This is a genomic window from Erysipelothrix enhydrae (genome assembly GCF_035066605.1).
In the GTDB taxonomy this organism is placed as follows: domain Bacteria; phylum Bacillota_I; class Bacilli_A; order Erysipelotrichales; family Erysipelotrichaceae; genus Erysipelothrix; species Erysipelothrix amsterdamensis.
Genome location: NZ_CP125807.1, coordinates 1,626,186 through 1,651,224 on the forward strand (window position 1 = coordinate 1,626,186; position 25,039 = coordinate 1,651,224).

A 25,039-nucleotide genomic window follows, 5' to 3' on the forward strand; every position below is an offset into this window, starting at 1 on the left:
TAATGATTATTTGAGTACTAAAAGTTGAACCATCATGAAAAGTTCTTTTAACTTTGCCATTGAACATGGTAAAATGATTTTGAGGTGAATTTATGGAAATATTATTAGCAAGTGTCCTTGGGTATCTCTTAGGATCGATTCCCAATGCATTAGTCATTGGAAAAGTATTTTTTAATACGGATATCCGTGAACACGGTTCTGGAAATCTTGGGGGAACAAACGCTGGTCGAACACTCGGTGCAAAAGCTGGCGTTGCAGTTGCGATATTGGATGTCTTAAAAGCAACCATTGCTATGGTTATTACAAATTTAGTGTTCCCAGAAGCAACTATCTATGCTGGATTTTTCGCTACATTGGGTCACTGCTTTCCAGTGTTTGCTAAGTTTAAAGGTGGCAAGGCTGTTTCAACTGCTATGGGGTTTTTACTGGGAATTTCAATTCTTGTCACAAAAAGACCTGTACTTCATTTTATAGTTCCAGTTCTTCTGTTTTTTGCAGCGCTGTATCTATCTAAAATGGTTTCGTTATCTGCTATGATTTCAGTTATTACTGCAGTCGTTATTCTTGGTTTATCACAAGAAAACATTCAAGTTACAATTGCTTTCGCAATCATTGCAGCGATCGTTATCTATCGACACCGTTCAAACATTCAAAGAATTCTTGACGGTTCCGAACGAAAAATTACATGGATGTAGAGGGAAGTTTCCCTCTTTTTTTGTATAGATTTGGTGAAGATATTGAAAATAGTGAAAATAGTGATATAATTATGCCATATTATAATCAAGGAGAAAAATATGATTAATATTGAGAATGTTACGAAAACTTATAATGGTACCCATAAAGCCGTTGATGATGTGTCCATTCAAATTAATTCCGGAGAAATCGTTGGATTTATCGGCCCTAATGGTGCAGGTAAAACAACGACCATTAAGATGCTTACAGGGATCTTAGCACCCGATTCCGGATCAATTACCCTTAATGACTTAAGCATCCGTGACCAACCAATAGAAGCGAAGCAACAGTTTGGTTATGTTTCCGATGACCCAAATGCATTTTTAAAATTAAAAGGTATCGAGTATTTGAATTTTATTGCGGACATCTACAATATTAATGAGTTGGACCGCAAACAGCGTATCCAAGACTACACTCAACTACTTGGAATGGATAAAGCATTGAACGATAAACTCTTATCCTATTCCCATGGTATGCGTCAGAAAATTATGGTTATTGGGGTTCTTCTTCATAATCCATACTTATTAATTCTTGATGAGCCTCTAACTGGACTTGATCCACAATCCTCTTATATTTTAAAAGAAGCAATGCGTGAGCACGCAAATCAAGGCGGTGCTGTATTCTTCTCAACCCATGTTCTTGAAGTAGCCGAAAAGTTGTGTGACAAAGTCGTTATCATTAACCACGGTCAAATTGTTTATACTGGTACTCTAGAAGCCTTAAAATCTAGCTACAACCAATTATCACTTGAAGAAATCTTCTTGGAGCTGACAAAATGAATCGAATTCTGACACTAACCGAAACAATGTTGAAAACAACGACTTATGATATTACACAACAACTAACCACAAAGAAAAAAAAGAATTCGAAATTTATGATTCTCATATTTGCATTTCTTTTTATCTATCTTGGCGGAATCATCTTTTATCTTTGGAACACGCTCATTAAATCGTCCGTTTCATTAGGACAACCTGGCATCGCAATCCATACATTATTCGCAAGTGCAAGTGTCTATATACTAATTATTGGTATTCTTGTCGTTCCCGGTATTTTCTATTTTTCAAAAGATATTGAACGATATTTAGTACTTCCAGTCAGTGCTTCTGATATTTTGTTTTCAAAATTCATTACAAGCCTAGTGACCATGTACATCAGTGCAGCCATTATTTTTATTCCCTTCGCAATTGCATATATTGTGAACGTTAAACCGGATATATTCTTCATTATTCGATTTATTCTCAGTTCACTGATGATACCCATTATTCCATTTACACTATCACTAGTCTTTATGATTCTCATTTTGACATTTGTTCCCTTCTTTAAGAATAAAGATGTTTACACCTATGTCTCTACATTCTTCGGTATTGTACTTGGTCTTGGTATGGCATACCTAGGCCAAACATCAGGAACCGGTGGTACTGATTTTCTAGCTCATGTCATGTCGAGCATCGCTTCAGGAGACAATGCCTTATTAAAAGTACTCAACGGTGTCTTCCCTACTATCCCTTTACTTTCTCAAGGGGTTGTTTATGCTGATTATGGAAAAATGATCTTTGGAATTGTTGTATCTATCCTCAGCCCATTCTTGCTCGTAACACTAGTTCAAAAGTTATATTTCAAAGGGGTTATCGGTATCGACGAAGCCACTTCTAAGAAAACCGCATTAACATCTGAAGCATTTCAAAAATCTACAAAACAAAGATCTGCGCTTCGATCAATAATGCGCTATGATATTCGAAACATCCTTCGAACACCAACATTTACCACGAATTATTTCGCAGGACTAATTATTATACCAGTATCCTTTGTCATTCCATTGTTTATAGGTATATCAAAGTCCCCAGTCTCCATTACCGAGATCAATCAGACAGCACAAGAAATTATGAGCACCAATTTCTACAGCCAAGCCTTTTACGTTAAATTTGCATTAGTAGCCATAATTGGTCTTTTAGTCTCATATTTTATGGCCAATGTCGGTATGATTACCGCAACGTCCATTTCTCGTGAGGGTCGCACACTCAAACAATTCCAAGCAATGCCACTTGATTTTATGACCTTAGTTCACGCGAAAATACTAATCGGTGCAATCATAACTGTCATTCCTACTTGGATTATCGGAATAGTAATTGCCGGCTTCCTTAAATTAAATGTCGTATATGTATGTATCTTTATCTTGAGTTCCTTTTTGGGTTCAATCCTTTCCAACACAAGTGCCATAGTATTGGATGTATTTTCGCCAAAACTAATTTGGGACAATGAAACACAAGCGATTAAACAAAATTTTCTTGCTGTAGTTCCGCTATTCTCCTCTTTTTTAATTATTGGAGGATTTGTGTTTGCAGCGCTTAATTATAATCCAATTCATGTAATATATATTTTTGGTCTTATTCTCATGATTCTCAGTTTTCTCGTGTATCAATTGATAAAGAAACTGGTTTATAAAAGACTGCCACAAATCATTGAAACACTCTAATAAAAAAACCTTAAGACTGAAACATAAGTTTCAAAATCTTAAGGTTTTTTATTGTTATGAATCTATTAAAGACTTCAGATTATTTATTAAAGATGTCTTTTGCTTTATCGGTCAAATCTTCAGCGGTTTCTTTAGCTTTTTCCGATAAATCTTCTGCCACTTCTTTACCCTTAGTCACTGCATCAGCAGTCATATCGCGACCTTTTTCCAATACGTCTTCAGCAGCTTCTTTGGCTTTTCCACCAAATTCATTCATCTTTTCAGATGCTTCTTTAGTTACTGATTCTGTTTTTTCACCAAGATCTTCAGCGGTTTCTTTGGCTTTTGTACCCAAATCATCAGCAGAGCTCTTTGCTTTTGCTGCAAGTTCTTTTGCTTTGTCTAATAAATTTCCCATATAATAAAGCCTCCCTTTTTGTATATGTTGATTATATCGTACATCATACGAATCAATCAAAGCTTTTGACTCAATCCTTACATTCTTCATCAAAGCTTCACACAAAAAAACCTCCAGTACTTAAACTAGAGGTTTTTTAGAATTAATCTTCAAATTTTACGTTGTGATATACTTCTTGAATATCTTCAACTTCGTCAAACATCGCTTGAATTTTTCTGAAATTGTCAGCATCTTCGCCTTCAACCGTTACGTATTCATTCGGTAAATAGGTAATTTCAAGAACATCAAATTGAATCACACCCAACTTACTTTCGAGTGCTTCTTTTGCTTTATGAAGACTTGTCGTATCAACAGTAACAGTCATATGACCATCTTCTTGTTCAATATCGATAAGGTCTACTTCATTTTCTAAAAGAATTTCCATAATTGTTTCTTCATCACTGGATTCAAATGACAACAACCCAACGTGCTCATATCCGTGAACTACGGAACCATTAACACCGATCTTACCTTTAGATTTTGTAAAGCAATTTCGAACTTCACTGTATGTACGGTTATCGTTGTCTGTTAAACATTCAACGATAAATGACGATGCACCCGGTCCAAACCCTTCATAACGTACAGCATGATAGTTCTCTTCAGAACCACCCTTAGCTTTATCAATAGCACGTTTAATAACATCGGCAGGAACTTGTTTAGTTCTTGCTTCATCAATGATGCGTTTTAAACCCACGTTCATCTCAGGATCAGGAATACCAGCCTTAGCTGCCATATAGATTTCTTTTCCATATCGTGAATACACTTTCGTTTTAGCGGCCGCTGTCTTTTGCATCGACGCCTTACGAACTTCAAATGCTCTACCCATATTTTTACCTCCTAATGTTATCGCACTTCAACGTTGAAACGTTTTGTTAGTTCTTCAATCACTGCACTCATTATATCATTAATTTCCTCTACCTCGAGGGTACGGTCTTGCCCAAAGGACAATTGGAATGCAATGGATTTTTTATTTCCTAATTTTTCTGATGTAAATACATCAAAGACATTTAAATCAACTAAATATTTTCGAGAGACTTTTTCAATTGATTGAATTAAATCACTTACCGAAACTTCATTATCACAAAGAATCGCTAAATCTCGAGTCATAATTGGATATTTTGCTACTGCAGTCGCTTTTATAGCACCTGCTTTTTGTCCTAAAAGATAGTCCAAATCAATTTCTAAATAAATAGGGTCTTTTAAGTCGTATTCTTTTGCATAAAGAGGATGAAGTTGTCCAATAACCCCTAAGTGTTTACGATCAAACAGAATTTCTGCACTCTTGAATGGGTGGAATTTTGAATCATCAAATCCACTTGGCTTGAACTGGAATCTTTTTTCATTAAAACCTAACTTTTCAAATAATTCCATAATCATTCCTTTTATAGTGTAAAAGTCTAAAGGAATCTCAGTTTTCGTCCAATTTTGATTAAATAACGATCCTTGTCCAATAACTCCCAAGCGATTTGATTTCGTCCCTTCAGCATATACTGAAGACTGTTCGAAGAAGAGCACATCTGAAATTTTGTGAGCATTATTATATGCTAAAACCTCTACCATCGATGGCAACAAGTGTGTTCTTAGATATGCACGCTTGTCACTAATCGGATTCGCTAAACGAATGGGTGTTCCTAAACTTTCCGAACCAACAGTCTTTGATTCATCCACAAGTGTATAGGATAGAATTTGATCAGCACCAAAACCAAGGAGAACATCTTCAATCATTCGTGTCTTAAGTTGGTGATCATTTAAATTACCGAGTGTTAAATCCATTAATGGTAATGTTTCATCCATGACATCATATCCGACAATTCGGATCACTTCTTCAATTAAGTCTTCCTCAATGGCGATATCTTTACGATACGACGGTATTGTACATACAATTCTATCATCAATATTTTTAGGATTAAAATTAAGACGTTCGAAAACATTTATAATTTCTGATTCTTCTAAAGATGTACCGAGATATTTATTGATGCGTTCAACGGTAATTGATACCTCAACCGGTGTACTATCAAGTGAACCCCATTGAACAGTCTCTTCTAGTGCTGACGCACTTGCATATTCTAGTAATAGCGAAACTGCACGATCCATCGCTTGTTTTGAAGCGTTATTATCCATCGGTTTGGTATAACGTGTGGAAGATTCACTGCTTAAACCTAAACGAGTTGCAGTTTTACGAACTGAAACATGGTTGAAACGTGCGACTTCAATCACAAGCCCACTAGAATGAGGTTGAATCATGGAATTACCAAGACCCATAATCCCGGCAATACCTACTGGTACTGAGCCATTCATAATAACAAAGATCGTTTTTTCTAGATCATATGTTTTACCATCGAGAGCCTCTACGGTTCCTTCAAAATCATCACGAACTGATAAATCTTGATTTTTTAAGAAATCAATGTCGTAAAAGTGCATTGGATGACCTGTTTCAAGCATCACGAGATTTGAAATATCGACGACATTATTAATTGGTTTGATTCCCGAACCAATAAGTGCTTCACGAATCCAATCTGGAGAAGTTCCGATTGTTATATTACCAATCACTTTCCCTAAGAACAGAGGTGATTTTTCAGTGTATGATTGAATCTTAAGTTCTGTCTTACTTCCAATTTCTGATGCGCCATCAAATTGAGGTAATGTAAGTTTACGTCCAAATAATGCGCTCACTTCATGCGCAATTGATATAATCGACATGAAATCAGATCGGTTTGGAGTTTGAGATATATCAAGAATTTCATCATCTAAGCCAAGCGCAACCGCTGGATTACTACCAGGTTCTGCTTTAGGAAGAACTACAATTCCTGTTTTTTGTTCTTCTGTTTGAAATTTTTCAGCAACACCCAATTCATTCAGAGAACAAATCATTCCATTGGATTCTATACCACGAACTTTTGAAGCCTTGATATTAAAATCACCCGGCAAGACGGCTCCTACCTGTGCCACGCAAACATATAAGCCCACTTTAATGTTTGATGCGCCACATACAATTTGCTCAACACGTTCACCTAAATCGACTTGACAGACGTTTAAATGATCACTGTCCTCATGTGGAACACATTCCAATACATGACCAACAGTTAAATGTGTTCCATGAATTAACGGTTCAATCCCTTCAACTTCTAAGCCTGCATTTGTTAAGGTATCCGCAAGTGTTAATGTGTCAATATCTGCAATATCAACATATCTATTCAATAATTTTCTACTAACTAACATTCTAACCTCCTACTCAAAACGCTTAAATTGATCAATGAAACGTTTATCATTTGTATAAAATGATCGGATATCATCAATACCATATTTAAGCATCGCTATACGTTCAACTCCGATACCAAAGGCAAATCCTGAAAGTGTAGGATCATCGTAACCTGCAGCACGCAGTACATTAGGGTGAACCATACCACCACCAAGAATTTCAATCCAACCTGTATCTTTACAAATACTACAGCCTTTACCACCACAGATATGACATGTTACATCAATCTCTACACTTGGTTCTGTAAATTGGAAATAACTAGGTCTAAAACGAATTTCACGACTTTCGCCAAACATTCTTTTGGCAAAAAGGTTTAAAGTACCTTTTAGATCCGATAAAGTAATTCCATGCCCCAATACTAAACCTTCCATTTGAACAAATTGATGGGAATGTGTCGCATCATCATCATCACGTCGATATACTTTTCCAGGACAAATTACTTTCACAGGAACAGATGGTGCATATTCTTCGAGCGCACGCATTTGAATTGCAGTTGTGTGGGTTCGAAGTAAGGTATGTTCATCAATAAAGAATGTATCTTGCATCTCACGAGCTGGGTGATCTTGTGGAATATTGGCACGTTCAAAGTTATATAAATCAAGTTCAACTTCGTCACCTTCTACAACTTTATAACCCATCTCCCTAAAGAAATCTTCCATTTCTCGGCGCATAAGAATGAGTGGATTTTGACTTCCTTGTTTAAATTGAGTTCCAGGTAATGTCACGTCAATCGCATCTTTAGCCATATCTTTTTTTAATTTAATAGCCTCTAAGTCTGTTTGCTTCTCTTTAAGCGCAGACTCAATACTTTGTTTTGCTTCATTTACACGTTTACCAAACAACGGTTTTTCCTCATTTGATAAATCCTTCATTTGTCCCATAACTTTCGTTAGAAGACCTTTCTTACTTAGATATTCAATACGAACATCATTTAAGTGCTCAAGAGTTTGTGCATTTTTGATTGCTTCAATCCCTTGATTCATAATCTCTTTCAAGTCCATATAAATCCTCCTTAAACATAAAAAAAACCGCACGTCCAGGAACGTCAAGCGCGGTACCATCCTGATTTATACAAAAAATGTATACATCTCTTAGTTTTTAACGCAAACGAAACGTAAGTGATTAGCTTCTCTCCAAGATGAATTCGCAGGTTATCAATCAATAGTTCCATCAACCCTATTGTTTCTATAAAAGATCTTGCCTGTTACTAATTCTCTTCAATGATTTTTATCTTCTCTATTATAACTAAAAGCGAAGGTAAATTCAAGATTACCCTCGCTTTAATACAGCTTTTATTATAATAAGTGTAACTAATACCCCAACACCTAGAAGGACAATCGTTCCTCCTGGAGCAAGATTGAGAGCATATGATAGCGCAAGTCCGAGCCATACGAAGGTTAAAGAAAATCCAATTGCATAAAACATTGTGGATCTATAGCTCTTTGATACCTGCATAGCACACGCTGTAGGAATAACCATAAGGGACGAGACAATCAAAGCACCCACGATTCGAGATGCAATCGACACCGTGATTGCGGTAAGGATTGTGAATATCAATGAAATACGGTTCGTATCAATACCGGAAATAAATGCGGATTTTTCGTCAAAAGCGAGGTAGAAAAATTCACGATAGTATCGAATCGATACTCCAATAACAACTAAACTAAGTAAGATCGCAAGGAAGTTATCACTATCACCGATTGCGACAATGCTACCAAATAAAAAACTATTAAAATTCGCTGGATTTTTTACAAAACCAAGCAAAACGCCAGACAAACCGATTCCAAAGGACATGATAATCGCAATCGCAAGTTCTTGATATTTTCCGAATTTCTTCTGAATAAACTCAATACTCAATGCAGCAACCAAACTTAATGCAATCGCCCCGACAATCGGATTAAACCCGAGAATCAATCCAATTGTAATTCCACTTAGTGAAACATGCGATAATGCATCACCAATCATCGACATTCTTTTGAAAACAACTACTACACCAATAAGTGGTATAATCACGGCTAACAAGCCACCAACAAGAAATGCTGTTCGCATAAATTCATATTTAAACATGTGTCATCACCTCTTGAACCATACGATTTTTCACTTCAAAAACGCGGTTAATTTTTTGTACATCATGGTCTAAGTTGTGAGTTACCATTACAATAGTCATTTTTTGGTCCTGATTCAGTTTTTCAAGGAGTTGATATAAATTTCTTATGGCCTCTTGATCCAAACCATTGGTCGGTTCATCTAAAAACAATATCTTAGGCTCTACAATTAATTCTCGTGCAATTAACACTCGTTGCAATTGCCCACCCGAAAGATTGTTAATCATTTCTGAAGCATATGCTTCCATACCAACGCGCCCAAGTGCTTCAAGTGCACGTTTTCTTCGAGACTTATTATAAAAATTAAAAAAACTCCCTTTAGAAAGTCTAAGCATAACGATTTCCAACGACGTTGCCGGAAAATCCGCAACACTCAGCAATCCGCCTTGTGGCACATACCCTATAGAATCAAACTGACTAAATGTATCTATTGACTCCCCCAAAAGTTTTACCGTACCCGATTTTGCTTTCTCAAATCCCAAAATAACTTTAAGAAGCGTCGATTTCCCTGATCCATTTGTCCCTGTTAGAGCTACAAAATCTCCCTCATCAATCGCAAAAGACACGGACTCTAAAATATTGTTTTTAGAATATGAAAAATCCATATTCTCTAATTTAAGTATTGATTTCATGCCATCTCCTTGTTAATATTTTTTTTATTTTTCATCTGTAAATTTAATCTATTTTAGAAACATCTTACCAAAATATACGAATCACAACCATATGCAAATGGTTCGCAACAACTATTATATGTTTGATTTAATTCTGTGTCAACAACAGTTATGCGTTTACGGTCATATCACTCAAATTTCATTTTAAACATTGGTATAATAAACATATACATTAAGGAGGATTATGTATGAAAGTTGTAGTTATTGGTTGTACACATGCAGGTACATCCGCAGTTAAAGCAATTATTAATGAAGACCCTACTGCTGAGGTAAAGGTATTCGAACGTAATGATAATGTTTCGTTTTTATCATGTGGAATTGCTTTATATATCGGTGGTGTTGTAAAAGACGCTCAAAGTTTATTTTATTCAAGCCCTAAAGAACTTGCAGAATTAGGTGCAAACGTAAATATGGAACATAATGTTACAGATATTGATGTTGAAGCAAAACGTGTATTTGTTACAAACTTACTAACAAATGAAACTTTTGAAGAAAGCTATGATAAGTTAGTCCTTACGACAGGTTCATGGCCAATTGTGCCACCAATTCCAGGAATTGAAGCTGAGAATATTATGTTATGTAAAAACTATAATCAAGCTCAAGAAATCATTGCACGCAAAGACAAAGCTGAAAAAGTTGTTATTGTTGGTGGTGGATATATCGGAATTGAACTTGTCGAAGCATTCGGTGAATCTGGTAAAGATGTAACTTTAGTTGATGGACTTGATCGCATCCTTAATAAGTATCTAGATCCAGAGTTTACAGATGTATTAGAAGCAGACCTGACAAACCGTGGTATCAAACTTGCACTTAACCAAACAGTTCAAGAGTTTAAGTCTGATGATAATGGAAATGTAAGTCAAGTTATTACTTCTGCTGGAAGCTATGATGCAGACCTCGTAATTATGTGTGTAGGTTTTAAACCAAGTACAGAATTAATTAAGAATAAAGTTGAAACCTTGCCAAATGGTGCAATTAAAGTGAATGAATATATGCAAACAAGTCGTCCTGAAATCTATGCTGCTGGGGATAACGTAGCGGTTCACTATAACCCAACAGGCGACCACGCTTATATTCCTCTTGCAACAAATGCAGTTCGAATGGGTACACTTGTAGGAAAGAATATTATTGAAAACAAAGTTAAATACCGTGGAACACAAGGTACTTCTGGATTATACCTTTTCGGATATAATATTGGCTCCACTGGAGTTACTGTTAATTCAGCGCCTTTCTTTGGCTTAGACGTCGACTCAGTACTGGTTAAAGATAATTACCGTCCTGAATTCATGCCTACAACTGAAGAAGTAATGATGAAACTTGTGTACGAAAAAGAAACACATCGTATTGTCGGAGGTCAAGTAATCTCAAAGTATGATATCACTCAATCCGCAAATACACTTTCACTTGCTGTTCAAAACAAAATGACAATCGAAGATTTAGCTTATGTTGACTTTTTCTTCCAACCACATTTTGATCGTCCTTGGAACTACTTAAATATACTTGCTCAAGCTGCAGTAGAAAAAGAATCCAAAAAATAATTAGAACTATCGTATTGATGAAATTAGAAATTCTTTCATCAATACGATTTTTTTATGTATGTTTGCCTTCTTAGAAGTGTATCTTTTAAAACTTGATAAAACAAATTGTTGTTCCAAATGTTTAAATGTGCTTCTGGAATACTTAATTCACTAATATATCTAAAGAATGTCGGTATCGTCTCCACAACAACTTTACGACACGAAATTGCCCTCTGATTTCGATAATCCGTAACAGAATAACATGTATTATACGTTCCAGGTATCCTCACATTAACATTATTTGATGTAACCTCAATTCGAGCTGAAATATTATTATGATCATAGTCAACTGCACTTACATTCTCAAAAACATCATAAGGCTGATATTGATTGATTGAAATCGGTTGAGCATCAAGCTTTGGCATTCGATTACGTATTTTTAGTTTCATATTCCCTCCAGTATAGTTCACAAACGTACTTGGAATATAAACTGTAACTTCATTCCCCTCAACCAACCGTTGCCGTCCATCAACACAACCTGATTGTTTTGCGCCAACTTTGAAGTAAGAGACAATCCCTTTATACTTAACAACATCTTTAATTTTTTGAAACATTGCACCTTGTCTATAGAACGATGTATTTCCATGAGAACGAGAACAATACTGTCCATACTCTACAACCTTGCCTTCATAGGACGGGAATGGTGTAGTTGTCGCGATCAGAGTATGATAGTACACTGTAATTCCTCCTTGTTTAAAAACTGAGTCAATCGAATAGTCTTTACCATCGTATTGATGCGATAGAGATTTCATGCTCGTTAGATATAGAGGCACCTCTACGGTACGATGTGTTTGTTGATGGTGTATTTCAAGCGACAACGCGTAATCACCTTCTATCAAGGTGTTAAGGGGTATCGAGCCATGAAAACCTACATTTTCATAATGATGATTGCAGGATTCTTGGCTTATCTGGTTATCCTCACACAACCGATAACCGCGATAAGACATGAATCGAGTAAGATTTACAGAATCTAATGACATTTGGAATACTTTATGTGAAGGACCCTTCACGTGGAGTCGAAATGAATGTGTCGAAGCATCATAGTAATTTTGATAGTCTCTTATAAAGGCCCATCCTTTCAAATGAAGCATTCCCTTGTCAAAATTTACCTCAAGTAACTCATTTGGAACTTTTTGTCGATCGTCGATATATTCACAGGTAACCTCTGTTGTGAAAGCAAACATAAATATAAATAGAAAAAATAAATAGCAACGCATAATCATCCCCCTATTTAAGTAAACATGATACCTAGTAAGACATAAAAAAAAGACACACGTGGTGTCTTAATCATTGCGACGATTATAGATCGCAATATATCGAAGAATACTTAATAGAGTTCCAACTAACGCAGCTACATAGGTAAGCGCCGCTGCCGTTAACATTTTCTTGGATCCTTGAAGTTCTCCAGAATCAAGTAATGCTTCTTGCTCTAAGATTTTAATTGCTCGTAATGATGCATCAAATTCCACAGGTAGCGTTACTAATTGGAAAATCGCAATGACACATAATAGAATAATTCCAATTTTAAGAAACTGTGGACTTCCAAACAAACCAATCATAATTGGAATCATACTGAATTTACTTGCGACAATCGCAAACGGTAAAACTTTATTACGTAATGCAATAAATCCATAATTCTCAGCATGTTGAATGGCATGACCACACTCATGTGCTGCGACTGAAACTGATGCAATACTTGTTTCATGATAAACCTTTGGTGATAGAGCTACAACTTTTTTTGTTGGATCATAATGATCACTCAATTCACCACCATTAGATTCAACAACTTGAACATCGTCAATATTTTTAAGATCTAAAATCCGACGTGCAACTTGCGCACCGGACAAATGTTCAAATGTATCCACTTGGCTGTATTTGCTGTAAGCAGATTGAACATACATCTGTGCAGCAAAAGATATTATAGCGGCAAGGATTACAAATCCATAACCGACACCCATTAAACCCATACTAACCTCCACTATAGAAAAAGGAGACAGGCTCCTTTTTTAAAATCATTAATTATTTAACTGCGTCTTTAAGAGCTTTCGCAGGTTTGAATCCTACACTGTGTGATGCAGCAATGCGGATTTTTTCTTTTGTTTGAGGATTAAAACCATCACGTTCTGCACGATGACGAACCTCAAATTTTCCAAAACCAGCTAAATCGACTGTTCCCTTATTTTCGAGAATTTCTTTTACCTCGTCTAGGAATGTTTCGATAAATTCATTTGCTTGTTTTTTACTAATGTCTAATTTGCCAGCGATTGACTCGCTTAATAATTTCTTGTTGTATGTTTCACTCATATTGAAACCTCCATTTCATAATCAAATAATAGCATTATAACTGCTGTCTGACAAGTTAAATACGCTCAGGTTTCAAATCTCTCACCATTAATTCACTTATGGCTTCAGAAGGGCGTTTTTCTTCATATATAATTTTATATATTTGTTCAGTAATTGGCATATCTATGCCCTCTTCCACTGCGATTTCATAAACAACTTTTGCAGCGAAAACACCCTCTACAGTTTTTGTATTATGATCTAGAAATCCAACAGCTGAATTTTTTTGACCAATCTCCATCCCTGCTTGGAAATTTCGTGAATGTATCGATGTAGCTGTAACGACAAGATCACCAACACCACAGAGTCCAAGATAGGTTTCAGGTTGTCCACCCATGTGAACACCAAACCGTTGCATCTCAGCCAAACCACGAGTTATTAATGCAGCACGTGCATTATCACCCGCATCCAATCCTGCAGCGATTCCACTTGCAAGTGCGATAACATTTTTGATAGCAACACCATATTGTGATCCAATTACATCATCATTGGTGTAAACTCGAAAATAATCATTTGAAAAGAGAACTTGAATTTCTTCAGCAAGAACAGGATTATCCGACACTGCATTGATTGTTGTGATTTTTCTCAATACAACTTCTTCTGCGTGCGAAGGACCGATTAAACTCACAACTCCCTTTAATTTATTAAGATCGATGACACGTTTAATAACATGATCAAGTAATTCATGCGTTGTAGGATGTAATCCCTTAGCAACATTGATAATAATAACGGGATGATTTAAATGAGTATTTAACTCGATGCATACTTCTTCTACAGCACCTGTTGGCACTGCAAGAAGTATAATTTGAGAGTCCAATATATCTTCGAAATTTTGTGTAGCATCTAATCGTTCGTTAAGTTTAACACCAGGAAAAAATTCTTCATTTAAATGATATAAATGTACATCTACAACCTGATCCAACTTACGTCCCCACATCATAACTTCATGTCCATTATCCGCTAAGACTTGACCTAAAGCAGTTCCCCAACTACCAGAACCTACAATTCCGATTTTCATTAAGCTCCCCTCTTTCTAATTAGAATTCTAATTGGTGTCCCTGTGAAATCAAAAGCATTTCTCAGAGCATTTTCTAAATAGCGCTTATATGAGAAGTGACACAACTCGGGATCGTTAACAAAAATAACAAATGTTGGTGGCACTGTACTAACTTGTGATGCATAGAATACTTTTAAACGTTTTCCATTGTGTGATGGCGGCGGTGTAAGCATGACAGCATCATGAATTACTTCGTTGATTACACTTGTACTGATACGTTTGATACTGTTAGCATGAACATCCTCGATAAGAGGAATCAACGTATGAACACGTTTACGTGTTAATGCGGATACAAATACAATCGGTGCATAGGATAAGTACATAAACTCACTACGAATAACTTTTTTTACATCTTCCATCGCAGTTTCTTCTTTATCTACAACATCCCATTTATTGTAAACAATAATAATTGGTTTTCCAGCTTCGTGCGCAAACCCAACAACATGTTTATCTTGAGCACGAATACCGGCTTCACCATCGATTAAAAATAACACAACGTCACTTCGATCAATTGCACTCATAGCGCGTAGAACTGAATATTTTTCTACATCTTCATAGACTTTACCGCGTTTACGAATTCCCGCTGTATCAATGATGACATAATCACGTTCGTTCATTCTAAAAGGTGTATCGATTGCATCGCGTGTAGTTCCTTCGATATTTGAAACAATTACGCGATCTTGATTCAACATTGCATTTACTAGTGAACTTTTCCCTACATTAGGGCGACCAATAGCACAAAAACTGAGTTCATCTTCATACATCGTAATGCCATCTTGTGGTAATTTTTTAATAACCTCATCCAAAAGATCACCTAAACCAATACCGTGTTCACAAGATACTGCAAACGGTTCATCATAGCCAAGTGCATAAAACTCATAAATATCCGATACAAATTGAACATCGTCTACCTTATTTGCCGCAATAATGACCGGTTTGTTTGTTTGTCTTAAAAGTCGTGCTATAAATTCATCATCTGTAGTCATGCCTTCTTTAGCACTTACAACAAAAATAATAATGTCCGCTTCATCGATAGCAATATCGACTTGCATTTTAATTTCTTCTTGGAACGGTTGGCCTTCCATCTGAATTCCACCCGTATCAATAAATCTTAAATCCTTTGTTAACCATGTGGTCTTTCCATAAAGTCGATCACGTGTAACCCCTGCTTCGTCATGAACAATAGAAATTCTCTCGCCCATAATTCGATTAAACAGAGATGATTTCCCTACATTAGGACGGCCAACGATTGCTACTACTCCATCAATCATTCAAATTCCTACTCTCTATAATATTTACTATTTGTGATACAACTTCTTCAATTGACATCGATGTTGTATTTATTTCAATGGCATCTTCAACCTTAATCAGTGGTGATTCTTGACGATTCATATCACGCTCATCGCGCTCAATTAAGTCAGAATGAACTGCTTCATATGTCGTTTCAATTCCATTTTTTACCAATTCGTTAAATCTTCTGCGTGCACGAACGCCCGCATCAGCGGTTTGAAATATTTTCACTTCAGCATCTGGAAGAACAACTGATGTGATATCACGTCCATCCAATACAAATCCTTTTTTCGAAGCAATTTCTCTTTGAATTGATACTAAAACATCACGAACTGATCTATGTTTAGATACTTGTGAAGCTGCTCTCGAAACTTCGTCGTTTCGAATAAGAAGCGATACATCTTGACCATTTACTAAAATCATATTCTCTTCGGGTAATTCAATTACCAAATCTTTAACAATGTTAAAGCATGCTTTTTCATCATTTAAATCAATATTTTGATTCAAACAAATAAGTGCAACTGCTCGATACATTGCGCCTGTATCGATATGCACAAATCCTAATTTTTTTGCTAATTGCTTAGCGATGGTGCTTTTCCCCGATGCACTCGGTCCATCAATTGCTATATTAAACACAAAAACTATCCTACTTCCTAAATTGCGCTACAATCAACAACAATACAACAATAATCGCAAGGATTAATAACGAAAGAACAACGTTCAACATTCGATTCGTGCGAACCATCGTCTCGTTCATTTGATCGATGTTTTGTTCTTGATCAATAATTCTATGTTGTAATGTTTGTGTTTGAGCGAGTAATTCACTGCGGAACTTATCCGAATCAAAATCACTATCGGAATAATCTTCCATTGCATCTAATTGTGCCTGCATTTCAAAAATTGAATCATCTTCTTCAGATAAGATATTCTCAAACTCATCCGCATCCAACTCAAATTCTACAGAACCAATTATTTCTTGACCTGATAAATCTGACGATTCTTCTTCGTCATCCACCATTTCTTGAACCGCCATTGCGATTGTTTTTTCTAACTCATCTTCTTCATCAAACGCATTAGCAGTACTTTGTTCTACTGATTTGAATACTATTGTCTCATCAAGATTTGGTAACTCATCAAGATTTGCTTCTTCTTCGGTTTCATCCTCAATAAAAACGTCTGCATCCATCGTAGACAATTCTGGATCGATAGCATGTAAAACGGTTGTCATTTCATCATCATTAAAAGGTTTTGCAATTTCTGATGACTTATTCAACTCGCTTAAAATATTTGCATCGGTATTTTCAAGATCACGATAACCTTTGCGAACATTATACTCTTTGACTTCATCTAAAAAATCTTTGAGATATGCACTTTCAAAAGTATCAAATTGTGGTTCAACATTTGGTTCTTCGCCAACTGAGTTTTCTACTTGAACGTCTTCAATTTGACGTGCATGTGTAGGCTCACGATCTTCTCTGGCTACGACATCCATTTTATCAAACTGATCATCAATTTGGTTCAATCGATTCGCAAAATGTGAGAGATCCGAATTTTCAATATTACTTTCAGAGTCCAATGCAATTTGCTCATGTAAGTCTTGATATTTATTCACTCGAGATTTCATAATATCCAATCACTCCTTGAGATAATTATATCACATTAATGTCCTGTGATTCTATGTAAATGGGGACGTAAAACACTAAAGAAAACGATTAATAGCGTCCCTTTTGCTAAATTAAATGGTAAAAACACCGCAAAGAGCAAATTCCAGGCACCTTCTTGGGTCATTCCATATAAAGGGAATGTTATAAAGTAATTAATAATATTCATTAAAAGTCCACTCGCACACACCGTAAACACATATAACCCAACACGCTTCGTTTTAGTTTTGGGTTGATACAATGCAATAGGCAACATAATCAAGACTGCATAACTAAAGTTTGCAATTTCACCGACTGGACCAGCATTTTTAGATAAAAACAACATATGCATGAGATTTTTTAAAAAAGCTATCATTAGTCCGGGTCCTGTCCCTAATAAATATCCACCGATAATAACTGGTAAATCACTAAGATCCGCTTGTAATGGCGAACCTGGGAGTACATAAAATTCAAACATATATAGTATCAATGATACTGTTGTCAGCATTGCTATATTAACCATTGTGCGAGTATTATATTTTTTCATATTAGCCTCCTTGTAAAAAAATATTAATACTCAAGGCAAACATGAAAAAAAACTTCTTCCATCCAGACTTTAACTGTCGCCACTTGAATCTAACAAGTTCAACCAAATTGGTTCGCGGGGTTTACCGCCGATCGGGAATTACACCCTGCCCTGAAGTATACAAGATTATTATAAGTAAACAATAGACTAATGTCCAATACTTGTACTGTGAAATAAAAAAAGCAAATTCAATCCTAATGGTGAATTTGCTTTTAATTTTTTTATGACTTATGCACGACCCGAGTATTTACCATCAGTAGTATTAATGAGAACAACCTCGCCCTCACTGATAAAAAGTGGCACACGAATTTCTAAACCTGTTTCCACAACAGCATTTTTTTGTGCATTTGTTGCTGTATCACCCTTAACTGCTGGTTCAGCTTGAGTAACGGTTAAAGCAATTTTTTCAGGCAAATTCACACCCAGAACTTCTGATTCATAGAAAACAACTGTAATATCTTGGTTTTCTTTCATGAAGTTCATTTCCCACTCAAGACGCGATTTCGCAATTTCTAGTTGCTCATACGTTTCACCATCCATGAAAACAAGTTCTTCACCTGCATCATATAGATATTGCATAACACGCTTATCGATATGAGCTTGTTCAACTTTATCGCCACCGATCATTGTTAATTCCGTAACGGAACCTGAACGCATGTTGCGAACCTTAGCTTTAATAATCATTTGTCTTTGCGCTGTCTTATTATGTGATGTATCCAACACTTGGTATAGGTTGTCTTCATAAATAATTGACATACCTGCTCTTAAATCATTTGATTGAATCATAATTAATCCTCCATTTTAGTTAAGTTAAAACTTCCATCATCAATTATATCATAAGAAAACCGATATGACCTAATACCATTTATCGAAACATAAACTTTTTCATCTTTTTTTTGTGCTTGAACCTCATAGTACTCATCTTCATACGTGAAATCTTCATCTTCAAAACAAAAATGATCGATTACAAGTCGTTCCAATTCAATACGTTCTTGAATACGCTTGATTGATTCCGAAAATCGGTAATGCTTGACATATAGCACAGCTGCTTTACTAATACAAAAACAAAGAACAATAAAAACGAGATGGGTGCAGCCTATAAGATTACCATCCATAAAATTCGAATTTTTCTGATTCAAAAATGTATGTCACCCTACTATCTTTACAACCAAAATCAGTAACATGATGCAGTAATATTTCATAACCAGGTTTTTTGATAATATACTTTCCATTAAAACTGATCTCATTGTTTAAATTATTTTTTTCGAAAAGTATGCGATTGTCAATGCATTTGACACGTCTACTTCGAATCAGTAATTGTTGTAATTGCAATTCAAAAACAGTATTTTGTCTGACTCGCGGTGCATTCGCAATGAGTTTATAGCTCTGTTCGAGTATTTGATTTAAAACTATCATCAATAAAGGAGTGATTGCGAGACAAACTAAGAACTCAACAACAGAATAGCCTTTATGCATAAAACACACAGAGCAGGTATACCATCAAACTTAAAAGACACAAACAATACATCACCTCAATATATGTAAAGCAATTAATCACATCGATACCTTCCAAACCCCAGTTGTAGGACACATGTATAGTTATTGACCCTAATGGTTCCACCTTTATTAATATTACCATTTGCATTAAACCAATAATTTTCATGAATCGGAACTGTTTCTAAGTGTTCCATAGCACTTAATTGATACTCCAACAGAGCAGGTTCGTTTTTAGATTCAACACGAAACGTAAGAAACATTCGCAGTGATACGCTAAGTATAAATACCACTAAGAGAAACTCACATAAAGTAAAATTCATACTATACTGCTTGACCATCTTCAATTTGTATAACCTCGCCATTAAAACACTTGTATTGATTTTCTCTTAGATAACCTGCATTTATAAGCTGATCGACAGTCGTTGGTAGTTCATCATAATGTATTTTGTACTGCATAATTGCTGCATCAACAATTTTCTTTTGTGCATCACACCCTTTGCGATTAACCATTGTTATTGTTTTTTGGATATTTGGTAACGTCAACATAAATATGATTGCGATAATTGTCATAACGAGCACCATCTCAATAAGTGTAAAACCTTGTTTCATAATCCCTCCATTAGTTTAAGTGGAATCATTACTAGTTCATAGTAAACAACCACAATCATAATTATGTTAATCGAGACAAAAACCCTATAAGCAAAAATCATTTTCTTCAGATGATATGAAATCAAAACATCCGAGAGGTTTAGACACAAATTAAGCGACCTTTCTAAATCATTAAACAAGAACCCTTCTCGCATATTACTTTTAATTATAGGATGCAGTGAGGAATGGGTTAAAGCATCGGAAATATCCTTTCCCTGCTCTAACATTCGCTCAATTTCAAAGGCAATCGAACCCGCTAACGTATTCGACAACAAAATACGTAAACACTTGATTGTAGAAAGCGTCGTCTTTGTTTCAGGATAAAGAACGTTATAGAATAGACAAAATTGTTCGGAAATGTACAAAATAATTAAATTAAATTTAATGAGTGTATTCATACCAGCAATTACAATCATCCGTATTTTACGGTGAAAAACAACAAAAGCTATGATAAGAGCGAATAGAATAAAAAAAACCTGCAAATAAACGAGTGCTAGACAAAATAAACTAGAAATCGCTGAAAAAAGTGGTTTGGTTGAAAACACCTCAATTTCTGAAGTGACTGTTGGTAAAAGTAATTTTTTATAAAAAACGAGCATGACCAGGACCACAAAATGTAGAAATAGCCAATAACTTATAGATTGATGGATCACCTTTAAGCGTTTATGTTTACGCGTCAAAACTTCATTATAAAGTTTCAAAAGCGTGATACCCGAAACCTTCGGGTACAGTAAATAAAACCTTTTTGGAAGCGTACGCTTAAGATATGCATCAAAAGACATATCGTTAATATTTAAGTATTGTTTTATTTCTTGAAACGTTAACCCTACACTTAAAAGCCTGAAAATAGATTTATCCGTCTCTGTTGTTGTGTAAAACTTTATCGGTAAACGATTGACTGAGTCGATTACGGATTTGAACTTGATCAGCAAATTCATGCTTAAAAACAACTTCTCCTTTCTCTTCTTTTAAATAATGATACAAAATTGCAATAAGTCCTGATTCAATGTCATAATGCGTTGCCCCAAGATCAATAAGCCGATTTAATGTATGGAAACAACTTCTTGAATGAATGGAAGCGCAGACCAGATGCCCCATATTAACAGCACGTATACATAATTTAAAATCAGACATTGTTCGAACTTCTCCATATACGATAATGTCTGCATCCATCCTTAACAGCTGATTCAAAATGTCTTCTTGGGTAAGCCTTGATTCGATGGGTTCCAGTTGGATCACATGGCTATAAAAATGTTCAATTGGACTTTCAACGCTATAGATAGACTCAGATGAAACTTCTTTAAGCGTATTAAACATTGTCGTAGATTTACCTGATCCTGTAGCACCCGAAAATAAGATGAGTCCTGAACTAGCGTTGAAAGATTTTATAAGAGATTTTAGAACTCTTTTATTTGAAATGCATTGGCTAAGAGAATGAATCAATACAATGTTTAAAATGCGTATCACACCGTTTTTTCTTTCAAATGACTCTATTGTAGCAAATCTAAAAAAATATCTCCGTTCGAATATCATCGTAAAGCTACCAGTTTGTGGTATTTCCTTTTGACTTAAATCAAAGCGAGAAATGTATTTTAAATGCTCATATAACTTGACCGACAAATCATCGTGGATGGTTTTAATTGTCTGTTTATGTCGCCTGAGGCGAATCACCTGGTACATTTCTGTAATATCAAAGTGTATATCTGTAATTGAGTGTGCAATCGCCATTTCAAGTAAATCGTGTAACTTTTTATCAATATATTCCATACCTAAAACTACGTGAACAAATAAAAAAAACCTAAACTAAAGGTTAGGTTTTATATATGGATTTGTCTCAATTTCTTTAAAAAGTGTCGTTGGGGAGCCGTGTCCTGGATAAAGTGTATAATCCACATCTCCAAAATCTTCTATAAAGCTTCGAAGTGATGCATTCATCACATTCATATTTCCCGTCGGTAAATCTGTTCGACCAATACTTTGTTCAAAGATAAAATCACCATCAAAAATGAAATCATCAAAAACATAGGAAATCGAACCACTGGTATGTCCAGCAGTCTTAACGACATCACATTCAAAGGGCCCTACCGTCAACGGTTCTAAATCAATCGCAATCGGATTGGTTTTAATGGTAAAAGGCTCGGGTGTTTGATTGGAGAGATTATACGACATGTCTTTAAGGTAATGAATTTCTTCATGGTACATGTAGACAGGACAATTAAATTCTTCCACAAGCACATCTACACCTGAGATATGATCAAAGTGTCCGTGTGTTAATAGAATCCCAATTACTTCAAAATTCTGTGTGGGTTTCAATAGGTTTATTGCATTTTGATTTGGGTCTAAGCATGGATCAATAATTAACATTTGATTCCCACTACTTAAGTAATATGTATTTGTGGCTGCATAGCCTAATGTTTGATATGTTATCTTCATTGTTTTCACCTAGAAAAAAAAGCCAAAATAGGCTTATTTTTTTTCCTTATGTAATGTATGTTTGCGCTCACGTGGGCAGTATTTTGTAACTTCCATACGTTCTAATTGAACTTTTTTGTTTCTACTTGTGTGATAGTTTTCTTCGCCACATTCTGTGCAAACTAAAATCGCTTGAGTTCTCATAGTTACCTCCAATATTTATTAGCCAACTCATTATATCATATATTATTTTAATTGCATATATTATTTTAAATTCATATACGCATCTACAATTCGATCTCCCGTTGAAGTGCATATATTTGTGACAGGATTCGACAAATCTTCAGTATAAGCAAGTGGTGCAATGCACGCAACAGCAATCTTAGGTTGCTCATAAGGTGCAAATGCAACGTAGGTATTATTGATGTATGAACCAATCTCTGGGTCATATGCTTGTGCTGTACCCGTCTTGGCAGCAGCACTGTAAGGTACTGTTGCAATTAAATCCCCACACATATTTGAAGAAGCACATAAACGCATACCCGATCGAACACGTTCTAGCATTTCTTTATTATCCAATGAATTTAAAATATTTACATTGTTTTGGTAAACTGGACGATGAGTATCATGATTCAATGCTTCTTTAACAAAATGAGGTTGTAAACGATATCCCCCATTAGCAACTATAGTAATGTATTGACTCAGTTGCATAGCATTGTAGTTATCAAATTGTCCAATTGCAAACTCAAGTAATGATCCCGAATTTGTCGTACCACCTTTATAACCTATTTCTTCTCGTGGGTAATCCACTTGTGTACGAACCCCTAAACCAAATTGACTATAGTAATTTCTCATTTGAGCAAATGTTTTTTCCGCATCCGTAAAAACGAGCGGCCCATTTGGTACGTAAGAAGAACCACCTAGACGTATCGCAACATTAAACATGTAAATATTTGATGAGTGTTGTAATGAAGTTTGATCATCTACAATACCAAGATTACGCCATGAATGTCGTGGCGGTGTTCCTTCGATATACATTGGTGTATCATTCACAGTTTCTCCAGGTTTCATGACCCCTGTATCAAGGCCCATATAGACCGTTGCACCCTTAATCGTTGAACCGACAGGATAACCTTGTAGCATGGTTAATTGAGGATCGTTGTAATACTTACCATCTTTACCACGAACCATCGCTACGATACCAAGAATGTCCCCTGTTTGAGGGTCTGTTGCTACGACATGAATCTGATTATTAATCTTTGTACGTTCACCAATACTCTTCTGATAATCTAATCGTTCCTTGACAATTTTTTCCATTTCTTTTTGCAAATCCATATCAATAGTTAAACGAATATCATTTCCTTTTCGACCATCTTTTTGTAATTTAAATTTACTTCCTGATGTTCGCTCATATTCACTGTTATAACCTGATAAGAATTTTTCATACTGATATTCCAGACCATACGCACCAACCTGTTCACTTAGTTCATAACCCTCAGCGACATAGTAATCACGTTTTTCATAAGGAACATCTCCTAAATCACCAATTAGTGACATAAGATCAACTTCTTTATTGGGTTCTCGCTTCCAAGATGTAGTACGCGAGAAACCTGGAAACTCAGCTGCATGCTCCGCTAAATACGAAATCTGTTCATTGGTAGCCTCTTCCAAAATAATTGAAGGTTGCCCCATTTGTATATTCCCCATTTTGACTTGGACTTGAAATGCAAGTCGATCATCTTTAGAAAGTGTATCCGTCATTTCTTTTGTAATTCTGCTTTTTTTCAATGCCTCAACTGCGCTTTGATCCATTTCTGTTTCTTTAATTGTTTTTCGATCTTCTTCAGTTAAAAGACTTTCTCCAAGGTTGTTCTTTCTCAACCACAATACTTTAAGATCATCTTCATTCAATTCATCTTTAACTTCAAATTGCTTTGCAAATTTAAGGGCTACCTCTTCTTCTTTCATACCTTCAGGCATCTTGGAAGGGTAATATGTTATTGAATTTACTGCTTTATTTGACACGATAATTCGACCTTTTGAATCAAGAAACTCGCCACGCATCGTCGGCATTCGAACAGGTGGGGATGAGTATTTAGCAAGTAAATCTTCATAATGACTTTGGCCTACAATTTGAATCTTATATAATCGGAAAACAAGACCCACAGCAATCGCAACCAGTATTAAAATAAAGATTTTAAGACGAATATTAATCATCTTATCCAGATCTAATCCCTGTTTTAAGTGTTCGCTACTCCCTGTGTAATTGTCAGTTTTTTTTCGTCGCTTAAAAATACCCATCAAAACCTCCCGTTA

At 35.6% G+C, this 25,039-nt stretch carries 27 protein-coding genes, 1 riboswitch and 1 other annotated feature; of the genes, 4 read left to right on the plus strand and 23 right to left on the minus strand.

The genetic code is table 11. The features are described 5' to 3' along the window. The first annotated feature begins 92 nt into the window (after positions 1 to 92). The 3 genes from plsY to LLS04_RS07925 all read left to right on the plus strand — a co-directional run bounded on the left by plsY (position 93) and on the right by LLS04_RS07925 (position 3,205). Positions 93 to 695 carry a glycerol-3-phosphate 1-O-acyltransferase PlsY gene (gene plsY / locus LLS04_RS07915; protein ID WP_323611167.1) on the plus strand — a complete coding sequence of 201 codons (603 nt, stop codon included), beginning with the start codon at positions 93 to 95 and terminating at the stop codon, positions 693 to 695. 99 nt (positions 696 to 794) lie between these two features. Then, complete coding sequence (locus LLS04_RS07920; protein ID WP_323611168.1) at positions 795 to 1,511, plus strand: ABC transporter ATP-binding protein; 717 nt, start codon at positions 795 to 797, stop codon at positions 1,509 to 1,511. Then, positions 1,508 to 3,205 carry a hypothetical protein gene (locus tag LLS04_RS07925; protein ID WP_323611169.1) on the plus strand — a complete coding sequence of 566 codons (1,698 nt, stop codon included), beginning with the start codon at positions 1,508 to 1,510 and terminating at the stop codon, positions 3,203 to 3,205. The genes LLS04_RS07920 and LLS04_RS07925 overlap by 4 nt, the downstream gene beginning before the upstream one ends. 79 nt (positions 3,206 to 3,284) lie before the next feature. Here the strand turns inward: LLS04_RS07925 and LLS04_RS07930 are convergent, their stop codons facing one another. The 6 genes from LLS04_RS07930 to LLS04_RS07955 form a co-directional block, all read right to left on the minus strand. Then, positions 3,285 to 3,602, minus strand: a complete 318-nt coding sequence (locus LLS04_RS07930; RefSeq protein ID WP_323611170.1) for a YtxH domain-containing protein — start codon at positions 3,600 to 3,602, stop codon at positions 3,285 to 3,287. Between the two features lie 142 nt (positions 3,603 to 3,744). Further along, entirely contained in the window at positions 3,745 to 4,467 is a 723-nt protein-coding gene (locus tag LLS04_RS07935) for a YebC/PmpR family DNA-binding transcriptional regulator (protein WP_323611171.1), read from the minus strand. Between the two features lie 17 nt (positions 4,468 to 4,484). Beyond that, a complete protein-coding gene (gene pheT / locus LLS04_RS07940) occupies positions 4,485 to 6,860 on the minus strand; it encodes a phenylalanine--tRNA ligase subunit beta (RefSeq protein ID WP_323611172.1) in 2,376 nt (791 codons plus the stop codon). 9 nt (positions 6,861 to 6,869) lie between these two features. Beyond that, a complete protein-coding gene (gene pheS / locus LLS04_RS07945; RefSeq protein ID WP_301332389.1) occupies positions 6,870 to 7,901 on the minus strand; it encodes a phenylalanine--tRNA ligase subunit alpha in 1,032 nt (343 codons plus the stop codon). 34 nt (positions 7,902 to 7,935) lie between these two features. Next, positions 7,936 to 8,130: a binding site (T-box leader), on the minus strand. A 39-nt stretch (positions 8,131 to 8,169) separates the two neighbouring features. After that, positions 8,170 to 8,967: a metal ABC transporter permease gene (locus LLS04_RS07950; RefSeq protein ID WP_323611173.1), complete on the minus strand. Its 798-nt coding sequence runs from the start codon at positions 8,965 to 8,967 to the stop codon at positions 8,170 to 8,172. Then, a complete protein-coding gene (locus LLS04_RS07955; RefSeq protein ID WP_323611175.1) occupies positions 8,960 to 9,637 on the minus strand; it encodes a metal ABC transporter ATP-binding protein in 678 nt (225 codons plus the stop codon). Before LLS04_RS07955 ends, LLS04_RS07950 begins: the two co-directional genes overlap by 8 nt. Before the next feature lie 227 nt (positions 9,638 to 9,864). Here LLS04_RS07955 and LLS04_RS07960 point away from each other — a divergent pair, with 227 nt between their 5' ends. Next, positions 9,865 to 11,214 (plus strand): FAD-dependent oxidoreductase, encoded by a 1,350-nt coding sequence (locus tag LLS04_RS07960; protein ID WP_323611176.1) that lies wholly within the window; start codon positions 9,865 to 9,867, stop codon positions 11,212 to 11,214. A gap of 38 nt (positions 11,215 to 11,252) precedes the next feature. Here the strand turns inward: LLS04_RS07960 and LLS04_RS07965 are convergent, their stop codons facing one another. From LLS04_RS07965 to LLS04_RS08045, 17 genes are all read right to left on the minus strand, one after another. After that, a complete protein-coding gene (locus LLS04_RS07965; RefSeq protein ID WP_323611177.1) occupies positions 11,253 to 12,470 on the minus strand; it encodes an immunoglobulin-like domain-containing protein in 1,218 nt (405 codons plus the stop codon). 66 nt (positions 12,471 to 12,536) lie between these two features. Next, positions 12,537 to 13,220, minus strand: a complete 684-nt coding sequence (locus LLS04_RS07970; RefSeq protein WP_323611179.1) for a zinc metallopeptidase — start codon at positions 13,218 to 13,220, stop codon at positions 12,537 to 12,539. Between the two features lie 52 nt (positions 13,221 to 13,272). Further along, entirely contained in the window at positions 13,273 to 13,557 is a 285-nt protein-coding gene (locus LLS04_RS07975; protein WP_003773810.1) for an HU family DNA-binding protein, read from the minus strand. A 55-nt stretch (positions 13,558 to 13,612) separates the two neighbouring features. After that, a complete protein-coding gene (locus LLS04_RS07980; RefSeq protein WP_323611182.1) occupies positions 13,613 to 14,611 on the minus strand; it encodes an NAD(P)H-dependent glycerol-3-phosphate dehydrogenase in 999 nt (332 codons plus the stop codon). Continuing rightward, entirely contained in the window at positions 14,611 to 15,921 is a 1,311-nt protein-coding gene (der, locus tag LLS04_RS07985; protein ID WP_254006551.1) for a ribosome biogenesis GTPase Der, read from the minus strand. The genes LLS04_RS07980 and der overlap by 1 nt, the downstream gene beginning before the upstream one ends. After that, the gene (gene cmk / locus LLS04_RS07990) at positions 15,914 to 16,576 is read right to left on the minus strand and encodes a (d)CMP kinase (protein WP_254006552.1); all 663 of its coding nucleotides are present in this window, start codon (positions 16,574 to 16,576) and stop codon (positions 15,914 to 15,916) included. The genes der and cmk overlap by 8 nt, the downstream gene beginning before the upstream one ends. A 10-nt stretch (positions 16,577 to 16,586) precedes the next feature. Next, positions 16,587 to 17,564, minus strand: a complete 978-nt coding sequence (locus LLS04_RS07995; RefSeq protein ID WP_323611184.1) for a hypothetical protein — start codon at positions 17,562 to 17,564, stop codon at positions 16,587 to 16,589. Positions 17,565 to 17,599: 35 nt separating this feature from the next. Next, positions 17,600 to 18,127, minus strand: coding sequence for an ECF transporter S component (locus LLS04_RS08000; protein ID WP_323611185.1), 528 nt, complete (start codon positions 18,125 to 18,127; stop codon positions 17,600 to 17,602). A gap of 46 nt (positions 18,128 to 18,173) precedes the next feature. Continuing rightward, positions 18,174 to 18,289: riboswitch (FMN riboswitch) on the minus strand. A gap of 105 nt (positions 18,290 to 18,394) precedes the next feature. Further along, the gene (gene efp / locus LLS04_RS08005; RefSeq protein WP_323611186.1) at positions 18,395 to 18,952 is read right to left on the minus strand and encodes an elongation factor P; all 558 of its coding nucleotides are present in this window, start codon (positions 18,950 to 18,952) and stop codon (positions 18,395 to 18,397) included. Between the two features lie 2 nt (positions 18,953 to 18,954). Further along, positions 18,955 to 19,305 carry a hypothetical protein gene (locus LLS04_RS08010; RefSeq protein ID WP_323611187.1) on the minus strand — a complete coding sequence of 117 codons (351 nt, stop codon included), beginning with the start codon at positions 19,303 to 19,305 and terminating at the stop codon, positions 18,955 to 18,957. Between the two features lie 411 nt (positions 19,306 to 19,716). Continuing rightward, entirely contained in the window at positions 19,717 to 19,983 is a 267-nt protein-coding gene (locus tag LLS04_RS08015; RefSeq protein WP_323611188.1) for a competence protein ComGD, read from the minus strand. A gap of 1 nt (position 19,984) precedes the next feature. Next, positions 19,985 to 20,272, minus strand: coding sequence for a competence type IV pilus major pilin ComGC (gene comGC, locus LLS04_RS08020; protein ID WP_323611189.1), 288 nt, complete (start codon positions 20,270 to 20,272; stop codon positions 19,985 to 19,987). Beyond that, positions 20,269 to 20,910 (minus strand): hypothetical protein, encoded by a 642-nt coding sequence (locus LLS04_RS08025; protein WP_323611190.1) that lies wholly within the window; start codon positions 20,908 to 20,910, stop codon positions 20,269 to 20,271. The genes comGC and LLS04_RS08025 overlap by 4 nt, the downstream gene beginning before the upstream one ends. Positions 20,911 to 21,163: 253 nt before the next feature. Next, positions 21,164 to 22,078: an ATPase, T2SS/T4P/T4SS family gene (locus LLS04_RS08030; RefSeq protein ID WP_323611191.1), complete on the minus strand. Its 915-nt coding sequence runs from the start codon at positions 22,076 to 22,078 to the stop codon at positions 21,164 to 21,166. A gap of 36 nt (positions 22,079 to 22,114) precedes the next feature. Beyond that, a complete protein-coding gene (locus LLS04_RS08035; protein WP_323611192.1) occupies positions 22,115 to 22,744 on the minus strand; it encodes an MBL fold metallo-hydrolase in 630 nt (209 codons plus the stop codon). 33 nt (positions 22,745 to 22,777) lie between these two features. Further along, complete coding sequence (gene rpmG, locus LLS04_RS08040; protein WP_003773835.1) at positions 22,778 to 22,927, minus strand: 50S ribosomal protein L33; 150 nt, start codon at positions 22,925 to 22,927, stop codon at positions 22,778 to 22,780. A 60-nt stretch (positions 22,928 to 22,987) separates the two neighbouring features. Further along, on the minus strand, positions 22,988 to 25,024 hold the full coding sequence (locus tag LLS04_RS08045; RefSeq protein WP_323611193.1) for a peptidoglycan D,D-transpeptidase FtsI family protein: 2,037 nt from the start codon (positions 25,022 to 25,024) through the stop codon (positions 22,988 to 22,990). Positions 25,025 to 25,039 lie beyond the last annotated feature (15 nt).